The organism is Arthrobacter livingstonensis (genome assembly GCF_003219815.1).
Taxonomy (GTDB): Bacteria; Actinomycetota; Actinomycetes; order Actinomycetales; family Micrococcaceae; genus Specibacter; species Specibacter livingstonensis.
The window spans coordinates 1-14,942 of the sequence record NZ_QJVD01000035.1; the positions used below are offsets into that span (position 1 = coordinate 1).

General features: G+C 64.7%; 20 protein-coding genes and 1 pseudogene. 15 read left to right on the forward strand and 6 right to left on the reverse strand.

Translation table 11 applies throughout. From position 1 onward, the window contains the following. Together CVV68_RS20265 and CVV68_RS24975 are read left to right on the forward strand one after the other, a co-directional pair. Window positions 1–516, forward strand: a 516-nt coding sequence (locus CVV68_RS20265) for a copper resistance CopC family protein (protein ID WP_110502814.1), incomplete at its 5' end; no start/stop codon positions are given. Window positions 517–917: 401 nt separating this feature from the next. Continuing rightward, window positions 918–1,133 (forward strand): annotated as a pseudogene (locus CVV68_RS24975) (helix-turn-helix domain-containing protein); the annotation flags it as partial. A gap of 21 nt (window positions 1,134–1,154) precedes the next feature. On the opposite strand, the gene CVV68_RS24400 reads toward CVV68_RS24975, so the two are convergent. Then, entirely contained in the window at window positions 1,155–1,295 is a 141-nt protein-coding gene (locus CVV68_RS24400; RefSeq protein WP_245933678.1) for a hypothetical protein, read from the reverse strand. A gap of 279 nt (window positions 1,296–1,574) precedes the next feature. After that, entirely contained in the window at window positions 1,575–2,222 is a 648-nt protein-coding gene (locus tag CVV68_RS20275) for an NAD(P)-dependent oxidoreductase (protein WP_110502815.1), read from the reverse strand. An 87-nt stretch (window positions 2,223–2,309) separates the two neighbouring features. On the opposite strand from CVV68_RS20275, the gene CVV68_RS20280 reads away from it, so the two are divergent. From CVV68_RS20280 to CVV68_RS20295, 4 genes are all read left to right on the forward strand, one after another. After that, on the forward strand, window positions 2,310–2,723 hold the full coding sequence (locus CVV68_RS20280; protein WP_110502816.1) for a winged helix-turn-helix transcriptional regulator: 414 nt from the start codon (window positions 2,310–2,312) through the stop codon (window positions 2,721–2,723). A 257-nt stretch (window positions 2,724–2,980) separates the two neighbouring features. After that, complete coding sequence (locus CVV68_RS20285) at window positions 2,981–4,009, forward strand: S66 family peptidase (RefSeq protein ID WP_110502817.1); 1,029 nt, start codon at window positions 2,981–2,983, stop codon at window positions 4,007–4,009. A gap of 386 nt (window positions 4,010–4,395) precedes the next feature. Beyond that, entirely contained in the window at window positions 4,396–5,220 is an 825-nt protein-coding gene (locus CVV68_RS20290; protein ID WP_110502818.1) for a VOC family protein, read from the forward strand. A 413-nt stretch (window positions 5,221–5,633) separates the two neighbouring features. Further along, window positions 5,634–6,086, forward strand: coding sequence for a hypothetical protein (locus CVV68_RS20295; RefSeq protein ID WP_146238979.1), 453 nt, complete (start codon window positions 5,634–5,636; stop codon window positions 6,084–6,086). Between the two features lie 147 nt (window positions 6,087–6,233). On the opposite strand, the gene CVV68_RS20300 is transcribed toward CVV68_RS20295, so the two are convergent. Together CVV68_RS20300 and CVV68_RS20305 are read right to left on the reverse strand one after the other, a co-directional pair. Further along, window positions 6,234–6,452 carry a class I SAM-dependent methyltransferase gene (locus CVV68_RS20300; protein WP_110502820.1) on the reverse strand — a complete coding sequence of 73 codons (219 nt, stop codon included), beginning with the start codon at window positions 6,450–6,452 and terminating at the stop codon, window positions 6,234–6,236. Window positions 6,453–6,567: 115 nt separating this feature from the next. Then, entirely contained in the window at window positions 6,568–7,167 is a 600-nt protein-coding gene (locus CVV68_RS20305; protein ID WP_110502821.1) for a helix-turn-helix transcriptional regulator, read from the reverse strand. Window positions 7,168–7,215: 48 nt separating this feature from the next. Between CVV68_RS20305 and CVV68_RS20310 the strand changes: the two genes are divergently transcribed. From CVV68_RS20310 to CVV68_RS20335, 5 genes are all read left to right on the forward strand, one after another. After that, window positions 7,216–8,073 carry a class I SAM-dependent methyltransferase gene (locus CVV68_RS20310; protein ID WP_110502844.1) on the forward strand — a complete coding sequence of 286 codons (858 nt, stop codon included), beginning with the start codon at window positions 7,216–7,218 and terminating at the stop codon, window positions 8,071–8,073. Between the two features lie 315 nt (window positions 8,074–8,388). After that, complete coding sequence (locus tag CVV68_RS20320; RefSeq protein ID WP_281268312.1) at window positions 8,389–8,718, forward strand: GNAT family N-acetyltransferase; 330 nt, start codon at window positions 8,389–8,391, stop codon at window positions 8,716–8,718. Window positions 8,719–9,181: 463 nt separating this feature from the next. Then, complete coding sequence (locus tag CVV68_RS20325) at window positions 9,182–9,415, forward strand: DUF4190 domain-containing protein (protein ID WP_110502824.1); 234 nt, start codon at window positions 9,182–9,184, stop codon at window positions 9,413–9,415. 27 nt (window positions 9,416–9,442) lie between these two features. Continuing rightward, on the forward strand, window positions 9,443–9,967 hold the full coding sequence (locus CVV68_RS20330; RefSeq protein WP_110502825.1) for a YbaK/EbsC family protein: 525 nt from the start codon (window positions 9,443–9,445) through the stop codon (window positions 9,965–9,967). Between the two features lie 67 nt (window positions 9,968–10,034). After that, window positions 10,035–10,757, forward strand: a complete 723-nt coding sequence (locus tag CVV68_RS20335) for an AAA family ATPase (RefSeq protein WP_110502826.1) — start codon at window positions 10,035–10,037, stop codon at window positions 10,755–10,757. Here the strand turns inward: CVV68_RS20335 and CVV68_RS20340 are convergent. After that, the gene (locus CVV68_RS20340) at window positions 10,754–11,227 is read right to left on the reverse strand and encodes a VOC family protein (RefSeq protein ID WP_110502845.1); all 474 of its coding nucleotides are present in this window, start codon (window positions 11,225–11,227) and stop codon (window positions 10,754–10,756) included. The two genes, CVV68_RS20335 and CVV68_RS20340, sit on opposite strands and share 4 nt — an antisense overlap. A 140-nt stretch (window positions 11,228–11,367) precedes the next feature. Here CVV68_RS20340 and CVV68_RS20345 point away from each other — a divergent pair, with 140 nt between their 5' ends. Continuing rightward, window positions 11,368–11,760 carry a DUF3054 domain-containing protein gene (locus CVV68_RS20345; protein WP_245933679.1) on the forward strand — a complete coding sequence of 131 codons (393 nt, stop codon included), beginning with the start codon at window positions 11,368–11,370 and terminating at the stop codon, window positions 11,758–11,760. 76 nt (window positions 11,761–11,836) lie between these two features. Beyond that, window positions 11,837–12,118, forward strand: coding sequence for an Lrp/AsnC family transcriptional regulator (locus CVV68_RS20350; RefSeq protein ID WP_110502827.1), 282 nt, complete (start codon window positions 11,837–11,839; stop codon window positions 12,116–12,118). A gap of 53 nt (window positions 12,119–12,171) precedes the next feature. Here the strand turns inward: CVV68_RS20350 and trpD are convergent, their stop codons facing one another. Beyond that, window positions 12,172–13,236, reverse strand: coding sequence for an anthranilate phosphoribosyltransferase (gene trpD / locus CVV68_RS20355; protein ID WP_245933680.1), 1,065 nt, complete (start codon window positions 13,234–13,236; stop codon window positions 12,172–12,174). 186 nt (window positions 13,237–13,422) lie between these two features. Between trpD and ctaE the strand changes: the two genes are divergently transcribed. Continuing rightward, on the forward strand, window positions 13,423–14,061 hold the full coding sequence (gene ctaE / locus CVV68_RS20360; RefSeq protein ID WP_211320936.1) for an aa3-type cytochrome oxidase subunit III: 639 nt from the start codon (window positions 13,423–13,425) through the stop codon (window positions 14,059–14,061). Between the two features lie 90 nt (window positions 14,062–14,151). Further along, window positions 14,152–14,940 (forward strand): cytochrome bc1 complex diheme cytochrome c subunit, encoded by a 789-nt coding sequence (gene qcrC, locus CVV68_RS20365; RefSeq protein WP_110502830.1) that lies wholly within the window; start codon window positions 14,152–14,154, stop codon window positions 14,938–14,940. Window positions 14,941–14,942: the final 2 nt, after the last annotated feature.

Here is a 14,942-nt window from a genome sequence, read left to right on the forward strand (position 1 = left end):
GCCGCCATCATGATCCCGGCGGCAGCGGCCCAGGCACACGACGTGCTGGAAGCCACCACCCCGTCCGACGGATCCACAGTCGGCACGGTGCCTGAGCAGATTACGATGACGTTCAACAATACGCCCACGGCAATCGGATCCGAGATCCTGATCAAGGACAGTGCCGGAACCAACTGGGCCAACGGGCCCGTTGACATTGTGGACCATGTTGTCACCCAAGGCATCAAGCCCGGGGCGGCTGCGGGCAAATACACGGTTCAATGGCGGATCGTCTCCTCGGACTCGCATCCCATTGAGGGAACGTTCTCCTTCACAGCCAATGGCACAGGCACGAAAGTGGCCGGGCCCGCTCAAACGCCCACGGCCGCCGGTACCGCTACGGATACTTCCAGTGCGGCCCTTCCCTGGGGAGGCATCATCGCCGGTGTCATTGTGGTGCTGGCGATCATCACGGGCCTGGCGATGGTCCGACGGCAATTAAAATCGACTGAAAAGAGGGACTCACAAGACCTCTGACGCCGGTCCGGCCCGGCTTGAACTTCCTGCTCGGGAACCTCGACACAGCGGGAGACCATCTCCGAGAATGCGTGCTATCTCGGAGATGGTCTCCCCTGGTGTCGCGTTGTTCTGGCTTGTGTGCCGCGTTCGGAGGTTATGGCCGTGGGGTGTCCCTGGCGGTTACCCCGGTCCTTGCTGAGGCAAGGACCGTATCCGATCCTTGCCTCAGGCACATATGGTCGGCCAAGAAGGGAATTTTACCGGTCAATCGGGACCGCCAAGTCAGGCTAAAACTGGCCCAGCGCTAATGACTGCATGGTTCCTGCTCAACCCCGTAGCTGTGACCGCCGCTGAGCGCCACCGGCTGAAGAAGATGGCCTTACGGCCACAAGTCTCCCCATCAGGACCGTCAGCGCGACACCATCGTGCTCTTGGCGGCACGGGGCCTCAGTAACGCGCGAATAGCCGTCGAGACCCGTCTGCACGTCGACACCGTGCGGACCTGGCGCGGCCGCTTCGCCATGGCTGGGCTGCCGGCCCTGGTCGACTGCAAACGCTCAGACCAACCACCGCGTTTCACTCCGATGCAGGTCGCTGAGACAAAGGCCGTGGCCTGCCAGGTCCCGGCTGAGTCCGGGGTGCCGTTGTCGCGCTGGTCATGCCCGGAGCTGGCCGCCGAGCTGACCGCGCGCGGCGTCCACCGTGCGCCGCTGGTTGCGGCAGGATGCCATCAAGCCCTGGCAGGACCGGTAGAGCGTTCCAGCTACGGACAGGCTCTGGGTTGCGTCCGTTGGCAAGCTGTCATCCAGTGGATATTTGGCTCAACTCGCCCCTAGCGTACGATTTTTTCCGTTTTCTGCGGTGCCCCCAACTGAGAGGCAAAGGACTTCAGTCGTGCCCCGGCTGTTCATTGTCATCCATGGCGACGCATCGGACGCCCGTTGATGGTGTCCGAAATCAGAACCAGGGGCACTGTTGTGCCGGTGGTGGACAGGCCTTCACGGTGACATTTGTTGGTTGCGGCGATGAGTCAGGTCCTGCCTTGTGGCGGCCCTCGAGTGCGACAACTCCCCCGCTCAGTAGCCGAGGTTGATGTGCGCCCGGTGGTGGTTGCCCTGTTCGATGACGTCGACGAATCCAAGCGCGTAGTCCGCTCCGGAGATTTCGCCTCCGTCTTTGGGCTGGAGCGCGACGTCGCCGCCGACTCGATAGTGACCGAGCCGCTCACCGGGGACGTATGAGCCAAAATTCCCAGCCGGGCTCACGAATACCCAGTCGAGCGTTGCGGGGGTGGCTGGGAGGTCGTCGGCTACGAGTGCGGCAACCGTGGTTAGTTCTGCGTGGTACTCCGCTGGCGCGTGGCTGAGGTCCGTCACGTAGCGCGGCGCCCCTGGCTCCGGTCGTAGCGACGAGTACCTGCCCACGATGAACAGGGGCACCTTGGCGGTGTCGGCGAGACGCGCGATGGTGCGGTAGACGTCGCGGAAGGTGTCGGCAAGCGCTCCGCGCGGAGAGAGTGCGCCTACCACGACATCCGCACCCTCGATCAACGAAGCGAGTGCCGGCTCGTGTGAGGCGTCGCCCTGGACATATGTGACACCCGGGATTTGCGGGTCGGGAAGCGAGCGACTGTATGCGGTGACCTCGTGACCGCGGGCGGCGGCCTCTTCGACGATGGCGGATCCGGCGTAGCCGGTGCCGCCGATGACGGTGATGCGGGACATTGAATGCCTTTCTTCGAAAGAGTGACTCGGAATGATGCGCCATGGTTATCATAAGAGAGCAAATCACTCACGGGAAGTAGGCACTTTGTGGTAACCACTCATTCTGAGTCCGCGTATCGGGGTAACCCGTACGACGCCTCGTGCCCGACGCGTCCGCTTCTGGACCGCATCGGCGATCGCTGGACGGTGCTCGTCGTGGGGATTCTGGGACAGGGAGACGCACGCTTCTCTGAGCTGCGTCGCGGTATCGAGGGCATCTCGCAGAAGATGTTAACCCAAACTCTCCGTGGGCTCGAGCGCGACGGGCTCGTTCGCCGCACGGTGTACCCACAGGTGCCGGTGCGCGTCGACTATGCGCTCACCGACGCGGGTCGCACACTCCTCGACCCCCTGCGCGCGCTCCAGGAATGGTCGATCTATCACTTGGGCGACGTGTCTGCGTCGCAGGAAGCCTACGACCAGCTTCGAATGGGCGACATCGGCCCGAACGCGGCCCTTTGAGGCCCATACCCATTGCTTGATCTTGGGTAGGTATTCATCGGTGACCTTGTCCCTGACTACCGGTTCTGCCGAGTGACCACTGCAAAAAGGAGTGGGCAGATCGGATGGCCATCAGTGGGCAGTTTCCCAATGCCTTGCGGATGAGGGCTTGCACGCCTGACTTCCTTTCCCGGCGCTGCGAGCAGCGCCGGGAAAGACGAATCTACTTTCGAGGCTGATTGTCTAGGTTCGTCGCGGCTTCATGCAAGTATGAACTCATGGAAATCCGCTACCCACGACCTTTATCACCGGGTGACACCGTAGGCGTCACGTCGCCGTCGAGCGGTGTAGGCGAACGTCACCAAGGACGCCTCCGATTTGCGACACAACTGCTACGCGACCGAGGATTCGCGGTTAAAGTTGGGGCCTGCATGGACGGCGCGACCCACGTCAGTGCACCCGTTGAACAACGCGCTGCGGAGTTCATGAGCATGCTCCTGGATGCCCGTATTCAAGCCATCATCCCTTCCTGGGGAGGCGTGAGCGCCATCGATCTAATCCCCCACCTCGATTTTGAGGCACTGGCCGCTGCCGAACCGACCTGGGTCATCGGATACTCCGACATCTCAACCCTGCTCACCCCCATCACGCTCCGGACAGGGATGGCAACACTCCACGGGGGCAATCTCCTGGACACCCCGTACGAGGTCCCCGAGGCGCTGATGTCCTGGATAGACATAGCCTTGTTGCCTGCGGGATCGACATTCCGGCAAGCTTCACCGGGCGTTTACCGGGTCAATAACTGGGATGATTGGGAAAGCACGCCCGACGTGACGAAACATTCCTGGAACGGCACCGGCGCGTGGTTACGTCTCGACCGGGGCCAAGCTACGATAAACGCCACTGGTCGTCTGGTCGGCGGATGCATTGAGACACTAATCAACCTTGCAGGAACCCCCTACCTCGACACCCTGCCGTTGCTCGGGAACGCCGACAAAGGCTTGATCGTCTATGTGGAAGCTTCAGGGGCCGACGCGACGACCATCTGCCGCCACCTCCACGGCATGCGCCTGGCCGGATTCTTCGATGGCGCCCAAGCCATCCTCGTTGGACGCACCGGCGCCCCGGACTCCCCCACGCTCACGCAGGCCGAAGCGGTACACGATGCCCTTGGAACGCTCGACGTACCCATTATTGGCAACGTGGAATGCGGCCACGTCCCTCCGCATCTGCCGATCGTCAACGGAGCCCTAGGGCACCTGGTATTCAACGACCAGGAACAGTACCTCGAACAAACCCTGCTGTGAGCTGAGCAGCGTCACCCATACTGTGCCCTTATTTCCTCAGGAACTCCAGCCCTCGAAAGCGCACGCTTCGGCACACGTCAAATCCGGCACAGGATAAGGAGGCTGCAACGTGGCCAACCGCCAGCGTTTCGCGACGCTGCCGGCTCGAGCAAGGCTGCTCAAGGCCCTCCCAGTGGCGCCCGGCCAAGAATGGGCGGGGAACCGGACCATTCCTCACTTTCCCGTCCATGGGGATCAACCTGGGGGCCCTTGCGAACCGGGGCCAGCTTCCACGCGTTTCGGTCACCCTCGCGCCGCCAAACAACCAATGCCAGTTCGTGAACCCCGGCGGGGGTACCCCCGCGGATCGTGGCTCGATAGGCTTTCCCAATGGATGTGAATCAGACATGACCCAGCGAACCTACCCACAGGGCGTGCCGTGCTGGATCGACACGGAACAACCCGACGTCGGGGCCGCCGCTGTATTCTACGGCGGACTCTTCGGCTGGACCTTTGAGGAGGCCATGCCGCACGGAGCGCCGGGGACCTACCTGATAGCCAAACTCGACGGCCGCGACGTTGGCGGGATGTCCGGCATCCGCGAGGGCTGCGCGGCTTGGAACACCTACGTGTCCGTCGCTGATGCGGACGCTGCAGTACAGCGACTGGCGTCCGCCGGCGCCACCGTGCGGTCGGCACCCTCCGACGCAGGGGAAGGCGGTCGCGGAGCGGCGCTGACCGATCCGCAGGGGACCGAGTTCCGCATCTGGCAGGCCAAAAGACGGTTGGGGGCGCAGGTGGTCAATCTGCCGGGGTCCTGGAATTTCAGCGACCTCCACACGTCCGATACCCACGGGGCCATGGCATTTTACCGGGACGCTTTCGGCTGGCAGACCGACGACCTCGGCTTTGCCACGCTGATTCGCCGGCCCGGATATGGCGACCACCTTGAGGCGACCATTGACCCGGACATCAGGGCGCGGCAGTCGGGGCTGAGCCCACACGGCTTCGAGGATGCGATTGCCTGGGTCGCGGCTGCGGCCGTCAACGAACCGTCACACTGGCATGTCTCGTTCACCGTGGCGGACCGGGACGCCGCGGCTGCTGAAGCCACAAGGCTCGGTGCCCAGGTGATTGCCCAGGACGACTCCGAGTGGACGCGCACGGCATTGATCCGCGACCCCCAGGGTGCGGAGTTCACTGCCAGCCAGTTCACTCCCCCCTCCGGCTGAGCTGATCCCCGACCACGCACCAGGAAACAATGCTCGACACCCCACAGGCAACGCTGTCCCGCGGCTGCCCCCGGCGGCGACGCCGCGAACACTGTGTCCCATGAGCCCGAAGGGCATGTCCGCCGTGTCTCCCCCATCGCGTGGTTCAGAGGGGGTTCAGTGAAGAGGTGGCGCCGCCGGCGGGTCCATCGACATTGATCGACGGGCAGCCGACATGATCCATGCGGCCGGAACAGGAGTGGTGCTCGGCGCGGCAGTACAAACACCATTGGCAGTGTGGCTCGACCGGTTCGCCGAAATCGGTGGATGATGTGTCCGGCCAACGCGCGCCCGGTGGGCAGTCGCCCGATGCACCACGCCCGAACAACTCCCCTAGTCCGGGAAAACTCCGGAACCCAAATATGCTGGGAGATGTGAACAAGTCTGCAATTCCCTTTGTCGTCATCGGAGCCGCCAGCGTCCTCCTGGGCGGGGTGCTCTCGGCCGCAAGCGCCGGATCCCCCAGCTACACGGCGTCCTGGGCAGTGGCCTACATCGTCCTCGTCGCAGGCGCCGCCCAGCTTGTGCTGGGCATTGGGCAGGCGGAACTTGCCTCGAAGCGGCCATCCGCGGCCCTGGTCGCCGCCCAGGTCCTGGCGCTGAACCTGTCGAACATTGCCGTGCTCCTGGGTACCCTGATCGGGACAACCATGCTCACCTATACGGGCGCAGGCCTCCTGGTTGTTGCGCTCGCGATGTTCATTTGGGCCGTGCGCGGTGCCCGCAAACATCGCGTATGGCTGCTGTACGGCTTCCGCTTCATGGTCGCCGTTCTGCTGGTGAGCGCCCCCATCGGCCTGGTCATCGCCCATTCCCGAGCCGGCTGAACATCGCGTGGCTGGCTTTTCACGCACTGGAACGCGCGGCGGTGACGGCCACGGTGGCGTAGTTCATCGTAAAACCGCTGCCGACGGTGTCAATGGCCTGTCCCAGCCCAGCCATCAGTCCGTCGAGCTTGGCGGTCTGACCGGCGACTACTGCGTCGAACAGCCGGCTCCCGCCTGCCAGTCCTCGAACTTCGCCACCTCAACGTCCAGTCCCTGGCGACGCGGATAGTCGGCCATCCGCGGGTCAACGCCGATCCCGAACACCTGGGCGCCCATGCCTTCGAAGAGCCGCGCCACGATACCGGTGCCGGTGCCGAGCACATCCGGACCGGCGCCGGCAACAAGGACCTGCCCGATGATGGCCAAGGGATAACTCGGTAGGGTCCGGCCGTAACGCTCAGCATCGAACCCAAACGACTCCGCCACTGCCCGGGTCCCGTGCGATGGAGGCCATGACGGTGGGTCCGGCGCCGGCGGCCCTTCACCGCGCAGCGCCTCCGGGCGCGTGCTCCGGGGCGTGAAGGTGGGCAATCCCGCCGTCGTGGTTGAAGATGCTCAGGATCTCCACGGGACCCCCGTGCGCGACGATGGCGTGTGGCACCATCGTGGAGAACTCGGCCACCTCGCCGGCGTGGACCAGGATGGTCCGCTCCCCCAGCTCCAGCCTGGCCGTGCCGGAAAGCACCGTGAACCAGTCCCGGCCCGGATGGACCCCCAGCATCGCCGGGCCGCCGGGCCGTTCGGGGGTGATCCGCATCTTGGCCACGGTCTTGCCGTGCAGGGCAGTCTCACTGGCGAGGATCCACGTGGTCAGGCCAGGCGTGTGGCCGGCTTCGGGACGGATCACGACGTCGTCGTCGCCAACGGGTTCAACGAGCGCGTCCAGGGTCGTGTCCAGAGCCCGGGAGATCGGCACCAGCTGGTCCAACGCGATCCGGCGGTGGCCGGTCTCGATGCGGCTCAGCGTCGAGGCGCTGAGGCTGCAGCGAGCCGCCAGGCTGTCCAGGGACCATCCCCGGGCAAGCCGAAGGCCGCGGATGCGCAGCCGGATCACGGCATCCAAATCCATTTCTTGCGTCATACGCAATAGTGTATGCCATTTCTGCATGGAACGGCTACCGTGGAAGCCATGACAGAACATGCACATCACCACCACGCGGGGCACTCGCACGACGTCGGCCTGGCTGAGCTGCTCACCCTCGACGCCCAGGTGCTTGGCTCATATGTGGACGCGGCAACGCAGTGGGCCTCCCAGCTTGCCCCTACCACTCCCGGCACAATCGTGGACGTTGGCGCAGGCTCGGGCGCCGGCACCCTCGCACTGGCCCGCCGCTTCCCACAGGCGGAGCTGGTGGCCGTCGACAAGTCAGCCGGGATGCTCAGCCACACCCTTGAAGCCGCGCGCGGGGCCGGTGTGTCCGCCCGGCTGCGCACTGTCGAGGCCGACCTCGACGCCGCCTGGCCCGGGATCGGGGCTGCCGACCTTATCTGGGCGGCTTCCTCCCTCCATGAACTCGCCGATCCGGAGCGCACCATGGCTGACATGTTCGCCGCGCTGAACCCCGGCGGCCTGCTGGTGGTCATCGAAATGGACGGGCTGCCCCGCTTCCTCCCGGATGACTTCCCGCAAGGCGGTACGGCCGACGGCGGATCGCTGCGCCCTGGCCTGGAGTCCCGGCTGCACGCAGCCCTCGCGCAGAAGGACTGGAACCCCCATCCCGATTGGCAGCCCGGGTTGGTGCGGGCCGGGTTTGCCCTCGTCGAACAGCGCAACTTCCCCACGGCCGCGGGTCCGACGCCGGAACTTGCCGCCCGCTATGCCCGGACGTTTCTGGGGCGTATCCGCCCGGCACTCGAAGGCATTGCCGACCCCGGAGACCTGGCTGCCCTGGACGTCCTGCTGTCCGCCGGCCCCGGCGCCCTGCTGAACACCGCCGCCCTTGAGGTCCGGGGCAGCCGCACGGCATGGGCGGCCCGGAAGGCATAGGCACGCAACCATGGGTGCGCCACTCCCGTGGACCGCATGGCGTCCAAGGGTCGGCGGGCCACCCGGCGTTTCGTTAGTGTGAGGGACATGTTGCATTCGGAGCCGGAAGAAGTTCGGCTGCTGCCATTAGACGGTCCGCTGCTCGAGCAGTTGGTGCACGCAGCAACGACTGATGCCCGGGCAGAGGAGGTCACTGCGCCAATTGTGCCGGGCCCCGACTGGTCTGCCGCGCGAATTACCTGGCTGCGCAGCCATCACCGCGACCGCCGAAGCGGCCTCGACGGCCCGGAGGGGTAGGCCACCTGGGCCATCGTCATTGGCCAGGCGGTGGCCGGTTCGGTCCGGCTGAAGAAGACCGCCGTCCCGGACGTGCTCGAAACCGGGATTTGGCTCGCCCGTTCCTTCCGGGGTCAGGGAGCCGCGCGGGCCGCACTCGCCGCCGTGCTTTCGCTCGCGGCCGGGCGGGGTTATGCGACGGTCACTGCCGAGACGGACGCGGGCAACCAAGCGGCCCTGGGCACGCTTCGAAGCATCGGATTTGACGCTTCGGCCCCGGCCGGACACAACAGGGTCACGGCGTCCATCGCCCTGGCGGGGTTCAGGCCGCTATCCGGATCTCCCGCCACCGGTCCATCGGTCCGTTGAGCGGCCGCACGCTCCTGGCTTCCAGGTTTGCGCAGAGCACGTCAACGTCCGGAACGTTGATGGTCAACTGCATCCGCGTCCGGGGAGAAACGGACCGATTCCGCCAGCTCGTCCACCAACAGTGTCGTCCACCAACAGTGTCACAGCGGCAATCCCGGCCGGCCATGGCCCGGGTCCACCTGTTTCCCTGGCTTTGACGTCCATCGCGCCTCCCAGCGTCAGCATGCTCGGCAGGACCGCGCACCGCCGAGACCAAATGCCGGGGCGGCATTGTGGAACGGCCGGACTCTTTTCGTTTCATTCCAGGGTCCCGGCACCGGCTGGACGATACTGGGCACGGGCGGCCCACCCGCTCCTCACCCACGGAAGGTGCAGGCATGTCTGAACTGCCGCCGTCGAACACCCCCGGTGAGAACTTCCCGCAGCCCGCGGCGTATCTGCCCCCGGGCCATGGGGACCCGGCATGACGACGCGCCCGCCGATCAGCAGGCAGGCCGCCTCGGGGCTTGTTCTGGCCTGCATCAGCCAGTTCTTCTTCGGATTCCTGGGCGTGGTGGGCGCGGCCCTGTGCCTGAGGGGCCTGCGCGAAGTCCGGCGCGGCAACGCACGCGGCCGCTGGCTTGGCATCGCCGGGGCGGCCATTGGCCTGCCTAGCTCCATCTTCTATGTGGTCAGCTTGTTCCTGCCCAACTCCTAAACCGGCAGCGGTCAGTACGCTGGACCCATGAGCAACCACGACGCCGTTACCTCCGCCATGCTGATGCCCTCCGTCCGCGATGCGCTGGCCACGCACGGCATTATTCACGAGGTCCTCCCCTGCGCCGACGAATTCTCCGACACCGCCGCATTTTGCGCACACTACAACGTGTCGCTGGATCAAGCCGCCAACACCATCGTGGTGACCTCGCGAAAGGTCGAACCGGCCGTGCAGGCAATATGTGTGGTTCTGGGCACCACGCGGCTGGACGTGAACAGGAAGGTCAGGGAACTGTTCGGCGTGAAAAGGGCGTCGTTTGCGGACGCCGAGCTGACGGTCGCCGCAACCGGAATGGTCATTGGGGGCGTCACGCCGTTTGGCACCGACGGCATGCCCATCTACGTGGACAGCGCAGTCCTGGCCCAGGACTCGGTCATCATGGGCGGCGGGAACCGCACCAGCAAGCTCCGCCTGGACCCGAACGAGCTCATCAAGCTGCCCGCCGTGGAGATTGTTGACGGCTTGGCCAAATCACCCAGGCCCCAAGACTGAACACCGGCCGGAACCCGGGTCTGTTCGTGTTCCGCCGGTGTGGCACTGCTGCTGCAACAATGGGCCCATGATGTTTGGACGGACTCCCGTGCGCCAGGTGGGAGAAAATGAGCTCGACCCGCTGTCGCGCGATACCTGGCCGGCCACGATGGCACCCGTGCGGCAACTGCTGGATGACGGCCTGGCCCTGGGGCGGGCGACTGTTTTTGTCGGTGAAAACGGCAGTGGCAAGTCAACGCTCGTGGAGGCCATCGCGCTTGCCTACGGCCTGAACGCCGAGGGCGGATCCACGGGCGCCATGCACCAGAGCCGGCCCACGGAATCCGGCCTCCACTCCAGCCTCCAGGTGACCCGCAACGCCGGCGCCAGCAAGTACGGCTACTTCCTGCGGGCCGAAACCATGCACGGCTTCTTCAGCTACCTGGAAGACAATCCGTCCGTGGGGAGGCCGGACCTGAAATTCCACCGCATGTCCCACGGGGAATCGTTCCTGTCCCTGATCGTGGACAGGTTCCGCGGAGGCGGGCTGTGGGTGCTCGATGAGCCTGAATCCGCACTGTCCTTTTCCGGCTGCCTCTCGCTGCTGAGCGTTCTGGGGCAATTGTTGGACGACGGCGATTCCCAAGTGATCCTTTCGACCCACTCGCCGCTGCTGGCGTCGCTGAAGGGCGCCGACATCTACGAGGTGGGCGAATGGGGGCTGCGCCACCAGGCCTGGGAGGACCTTGAACTGGTGCACAACTGGAAGTCGTTCATGGACGCGCCGCAGCGGTTCCTGCGACACCTCTAGCCGTCGTAGGCACCCTGCAGCGCGGCGATGTCCAGCTTCTGCATTCCCAGCATCGCCTGCATAGCGCGGCCGGCGCCCGCCGGATCAGGGCCATTAAGCACCGAAGCGAGCATATTCGGAAGCAGCTGCCACGACACCCCAAACCGGTCCTTGAGCCAGCCACACTGGCTCTCCTGGCCGCCGTCGGCAGTCAAGGAGGCCAACTTGGCGTCCAACTCCGCCTGGGTGTCGAAGAACAACTCAAAGGAGATGGACTCGTTAAAGGTAAACTCCGGGCCGCCGTTCAGCCCCCGAAAGCCGCGGCCGTCCAGCTCAAACTGGACCGTCAGGGCGGTTCCGGCGGGGTACGGTCCGCCTTCGCCCCAGCGCGCCACCTCCTTGATGCCGGAGTTTTCAAACAACCCCACATAAAAGTTGGCTGCTTCCTCCGCCTGACCGTCAAACCACAGGCACGTGCCAATCCGGCCCACGCTCACCACTCCCCTGCCATCGTTGTGCGAAAGACTCTATCCCCGCGCATGGGCGGCAACAATGCATACCGGCAGGTAACTTCCTGCGCCAAGGCCGGCCGTCGCCAAAGCGCCCGCCGGATTCCGGCTAAACTGGCGGGGTGACACAAACACCCACAAAACCCGCAAACAAGCTCCTTGCCTATGCAGCCGTCATGGACGTCCTGCTGGTCGTCATCTTTGCCCTGTCCGGGCGCAGCTCCCACGAGGAGTCATTGACCGTGGGAGGCGTGTTCACCACGGCCTGGCCGTTCCTGGTTGCCCTGGCCGCGGGATGGCTGCTGACGCGCAACTGGCTCCGGCCCGTCCGCCTGTGGCCCAACGGCGTGTGCATTTGGCTGATAACGGTTGCCGGCGGCATGGCATTGCGGATCCTGTCCGGTGAAACGGCGGCAGTCCCCTTTGTCATCGTCGCCACCGTCGTGTTGGGCGTGTTCCTGCTGGGCCAGCGGGGCATTGCCGTCCTGGTGGCGCGTCGCACTGTGAAGCACTGATACCCAACACCGTTGGGCTACCATCAAAACTAAATGCAAGCCACCCGTACGACCCCACCTGAAAAGGACCCCGCCTGTGATCACCGCCTTTGTCCTGATCAAGACCGACGCCTCACGCATCCCGGAGGCCGCCCAGGAAATTTCCGAGTTGGAGGGCATCAGCGAGGTTTACTCGGTAACCGGTGAATGGGACTTGATTGCCATCGCCCGAGTACAAAAGCACGAGGACCTTGCCGACGTCATTGCGGACAAGCTTTCCAAGGTCAGCTCCGTCATGTCCACGACCACGCAGATTTCCTTCCGCGCCTATTCCCAGCACGACCTGGACGCAGCGTTCTCCCTCGGCTTCGACCACTGACACCGGGGACGCCTTGGTGATCAATCTCCAGGGCGTCCCCGGCGTAGTGCCGGCTACTGCGTCGCGGAACCCAGTTCCACCCAGCGCTTGAGGACATTGGCGGCCCCGCCGCCGTCTATCGAGGCCTCGGCCCGCGCCAGGGCAAAGCGCATGCGTTCCTCCAAGGTGCCATGCGCCTTGGGATCGTAGGCCACCAGTCCCGCCGCGGCATTAAGCACGACGGCGTCACGCACCGGGCCGCGTTCCCCGTCCAGCACGCGCCGGACCACACCGGCGTTGTAGTCGGCATTTTTGCCGCGCAGATCGTCAATGGTTGCCCGCGCAATGCCCACATCCAAGGGATCGAAGTCGCTCTCGGCGACCGCGCCGTCCCGGACCTCCCAGACCTTGGACGGCCCCGTCGTCGTCAGCTCATCCAGGCCGTCGCTGCCGCGGAAGACCAGTGCGCGGACGCCGCGGGCGGCAAGGACGCCGGCCACGAGCGGGGCGAGGCGGGCGTCGGCAACGCCGATGGCCGAGGCCATCACGTGGGCCGGGTTGGTCAACGGGCCCAAAAGGTTGAAGGCGGTGGGCACGCCCAGCTGCGCCCGCGCCGGGGCGGCATGGCGCATGGATGGATGGAAGAGGTTGGCAAAACAAAAGGTGATCCCCACTTCGGCGGCCGACCGGGCCACGAGCTCCACCGGCAGGTCCAGCCGGACACCCAGGGACTCCAACACGTCCGCCGAGCCCGCAGCGGACGACGAAGCCCGGTTGCCGTGCTTGACGACGATGGCCCCGGCACCGGCGCACACCATCGCGGCCATGGTGGAGATGTTGACGGTATTGAGCCTGTCGCCACCCGTGCCGACAATGTCCAGGGCATCACCGGCAATTGCCAGCGGCCGGGCGTTGAAGAGCATGGCCTCCACCAGTCCGTTGACTTCCTCTACGGTCTCCCCCTTGGCTCGCAGGGCCACCAGGAAGCCGGCAATCTGCACGTCGGTGGCATTCCCGGCCATGATGGTGTTCATGGCCCACTCCGTCTGGGCCGAGGAAAGGTTGTTGCGGCCGATCAGCGAGGCAATGAGATCGGGCCACGTGGGAGTGGCAGCCAAGGGCGCGTCGAGTGGATTCACCCTACAAACATTAGACGAAGCAGCGCCGACCCGGCCCAATGTGACCATTGACACCGAAGGCGTGTTGTGCATACGTCTCTGGGTTAACACTGTGAATCAGCCGGAATTTCGCAAGTTTGTAGAAAAAGATCGCGCAATCGGCATTTCGCATTGGGAAGTACGGAGTTTTATAGACATAATGTCTATGTGACAACTGCGACCCATGCCCCCAGTACCCCGGCGCATCCGACGCTGAACCGCCCCAACATGGTTTCTGTAGGAACCGTGGTTTGGCTGTCCAGCGAACTGATGTTCTTTGCCGGCCTTTTTGCCATGTACTTCACGCTGCGCTCCACCACTGGTGGTTTGTGGGCGGAAGAAACGGCCAAGCTGAATGTCCCCTTCGCCCTGGTCAACACCCTCGTTCTGGTCTCCAGCTCCTTTAGTTGCCAGATGGGTGTGTTTGCCGCGGAGAACCTTCAGCCGCGCCGCATCGGCAGCCGCCTCCAGTTCACCCGTTGGGGAATGACTGAGTGGTTCCTGCTGACCTTTGTGCTCGGCGCCATCTTCGTTGCCGGCCAGTCAACCGAGTACGCGATGCTGACCTCCGAGCACGTAACCCTCAGCGCCAACGCCTACGGCTCGGCGTTTTACATCACCACGGGCTTCCACGGCCTGCACGTGATCGGCGGCCTTATAGCGTTCCTACTCATCATTGGCCGTGCGTACGCGGCAAAGAAGTTTGGACACTTCGAGGCCACCAGCGCCATCGTTACCTCGTACTACTGGCACTTCGTGGACGTGGTGTGGATTGGCCTGTTCTTGGTCATCTACATCCTGAAGTAGGCTGGCATACGGTTTTCTTCTACACGAGGCAGAATTAGCATTTGCGGCTCTCACTAGGGGCTGCTGGATATAGATCAAAGGAACCACCAAGTGAAGGCACTTTCGCAGAAGCGACGTCATCCGCTGGCAGCAGTAGCGCTGCTGGTGTTGGGGCTCATGCTGACCGGTGGGCTGTACGCCGTTGTCACAACAGTGAATCAGGCCAAGGCAGACAGCTCCACGTTCACCTCCGAGCAGGTACAACAGGGCGAGAAGCTCTTCGTGGCCAACTGCGCCACGTGCCACGGGCTTGGTGCCAGCGGAACGGGCAACGGACCATCACTGGCAGGTGTCGGTGCCGCTGCCGTCAGCTTCCAGGTCGGCACGGGCCGGATGCCCTTGCAGATGCAGGGACCGCAGGCCCGTGAAAAGCCCGTCCAGTTCAACCCCGACCAGACCACCGAACTGGCAGCCTACGTCGCCACTTTGGGTGACGGGCCGGCCCTGCCCGAGGCACAGTACCTTGATGGCAAGGGAGACGCCGCCGTTGGCGGCGAATTGTTCCGCGTCAACTGCGCCATGTGCCACAACGCCGCTGCTGCCGGTGGCGCCCTGACCCGCGGCAAGTTCGCCCCGGCCCTCGCCGGCGTGTCAAACCAGCACATGTATGAGGCCATGGTGACCGGACCGCAGAACATGCCCGTCTTCAACGACGCCAACATCACCCCCGAGGGCAAGCGCGACATCATCACGTTCCTGAACACCATTGAGAAGCAGGGCTCCCCCGGCGGCGCCGCATTGGGGTCGCTTGGACCGGTCTCCGAGGGTCTCTTCCTCTGGACCGCCGTGCTCGGTGTCATCATCGGCTTCACCGTCTGGCTGACGTCCAGGACCTCCTAGCC

Excerpts from the sequence above, each read along its gene's own strand:
- CVV68_RS20325 (WP_110502824.1), top strand. The coding sequence starts at position 9,182 with ATGACGACGCGCCCGCCGATCAGCAGGCAGGCCGCCTCGGGGCTTGTT.
- CVV68_RS20310 (WP_110502844.1), top strand. The coding sequence starts at position 7,216 with ATGACAGAACATGCACATCACCACCACGCGGGGCACTCGCACGACGTC.
- CVV68_RS20305 (WP_110502821.1), bottom strand. The coding sequence starts at position 7,167 with ATGACGCAAGAAATGGATTTGGATGCCGTGATCCGGCTGCGCATCCGC.
- CVV68_RS20335 (WP_110502826.1), top strand. The coding sequence starts at position 10,035 with ATGATGTTTGGACGGACTCCCGTGCGCCAGGTGGGAGAAAATGAGCTC.
- CVV68_RS20330 (WP_110502825.1), top strand. The coding sequence starts at position 9,443 with ATGAGCAACCACGACGCCGTTACCTCCGCCATGCTGATGCCCTCCGTC.
- CVV68_RS20275 (WP_110502815.1), bottom strand. The coding sequence starts at position 2,222 with ATGTCCCGCATCACCGTCATCGGCGGCACCGGCTACGCCGGATCCGCC.
- CVV68_RS20285 (WP_110502817.1), top strand. The coding sequence starts at position 2,981 with ATGGAAATCCGCTACCCACGACCTTTATCACCGGGTGACACCGTAGGC.
- CVV68_RS20290 (WP_110502818.1), top strand. The coding sequence starts at position 4,396 with ATGACCCAGCGAACCTACCCACAGGGCGTGCCGTGCTGGATCGACACG.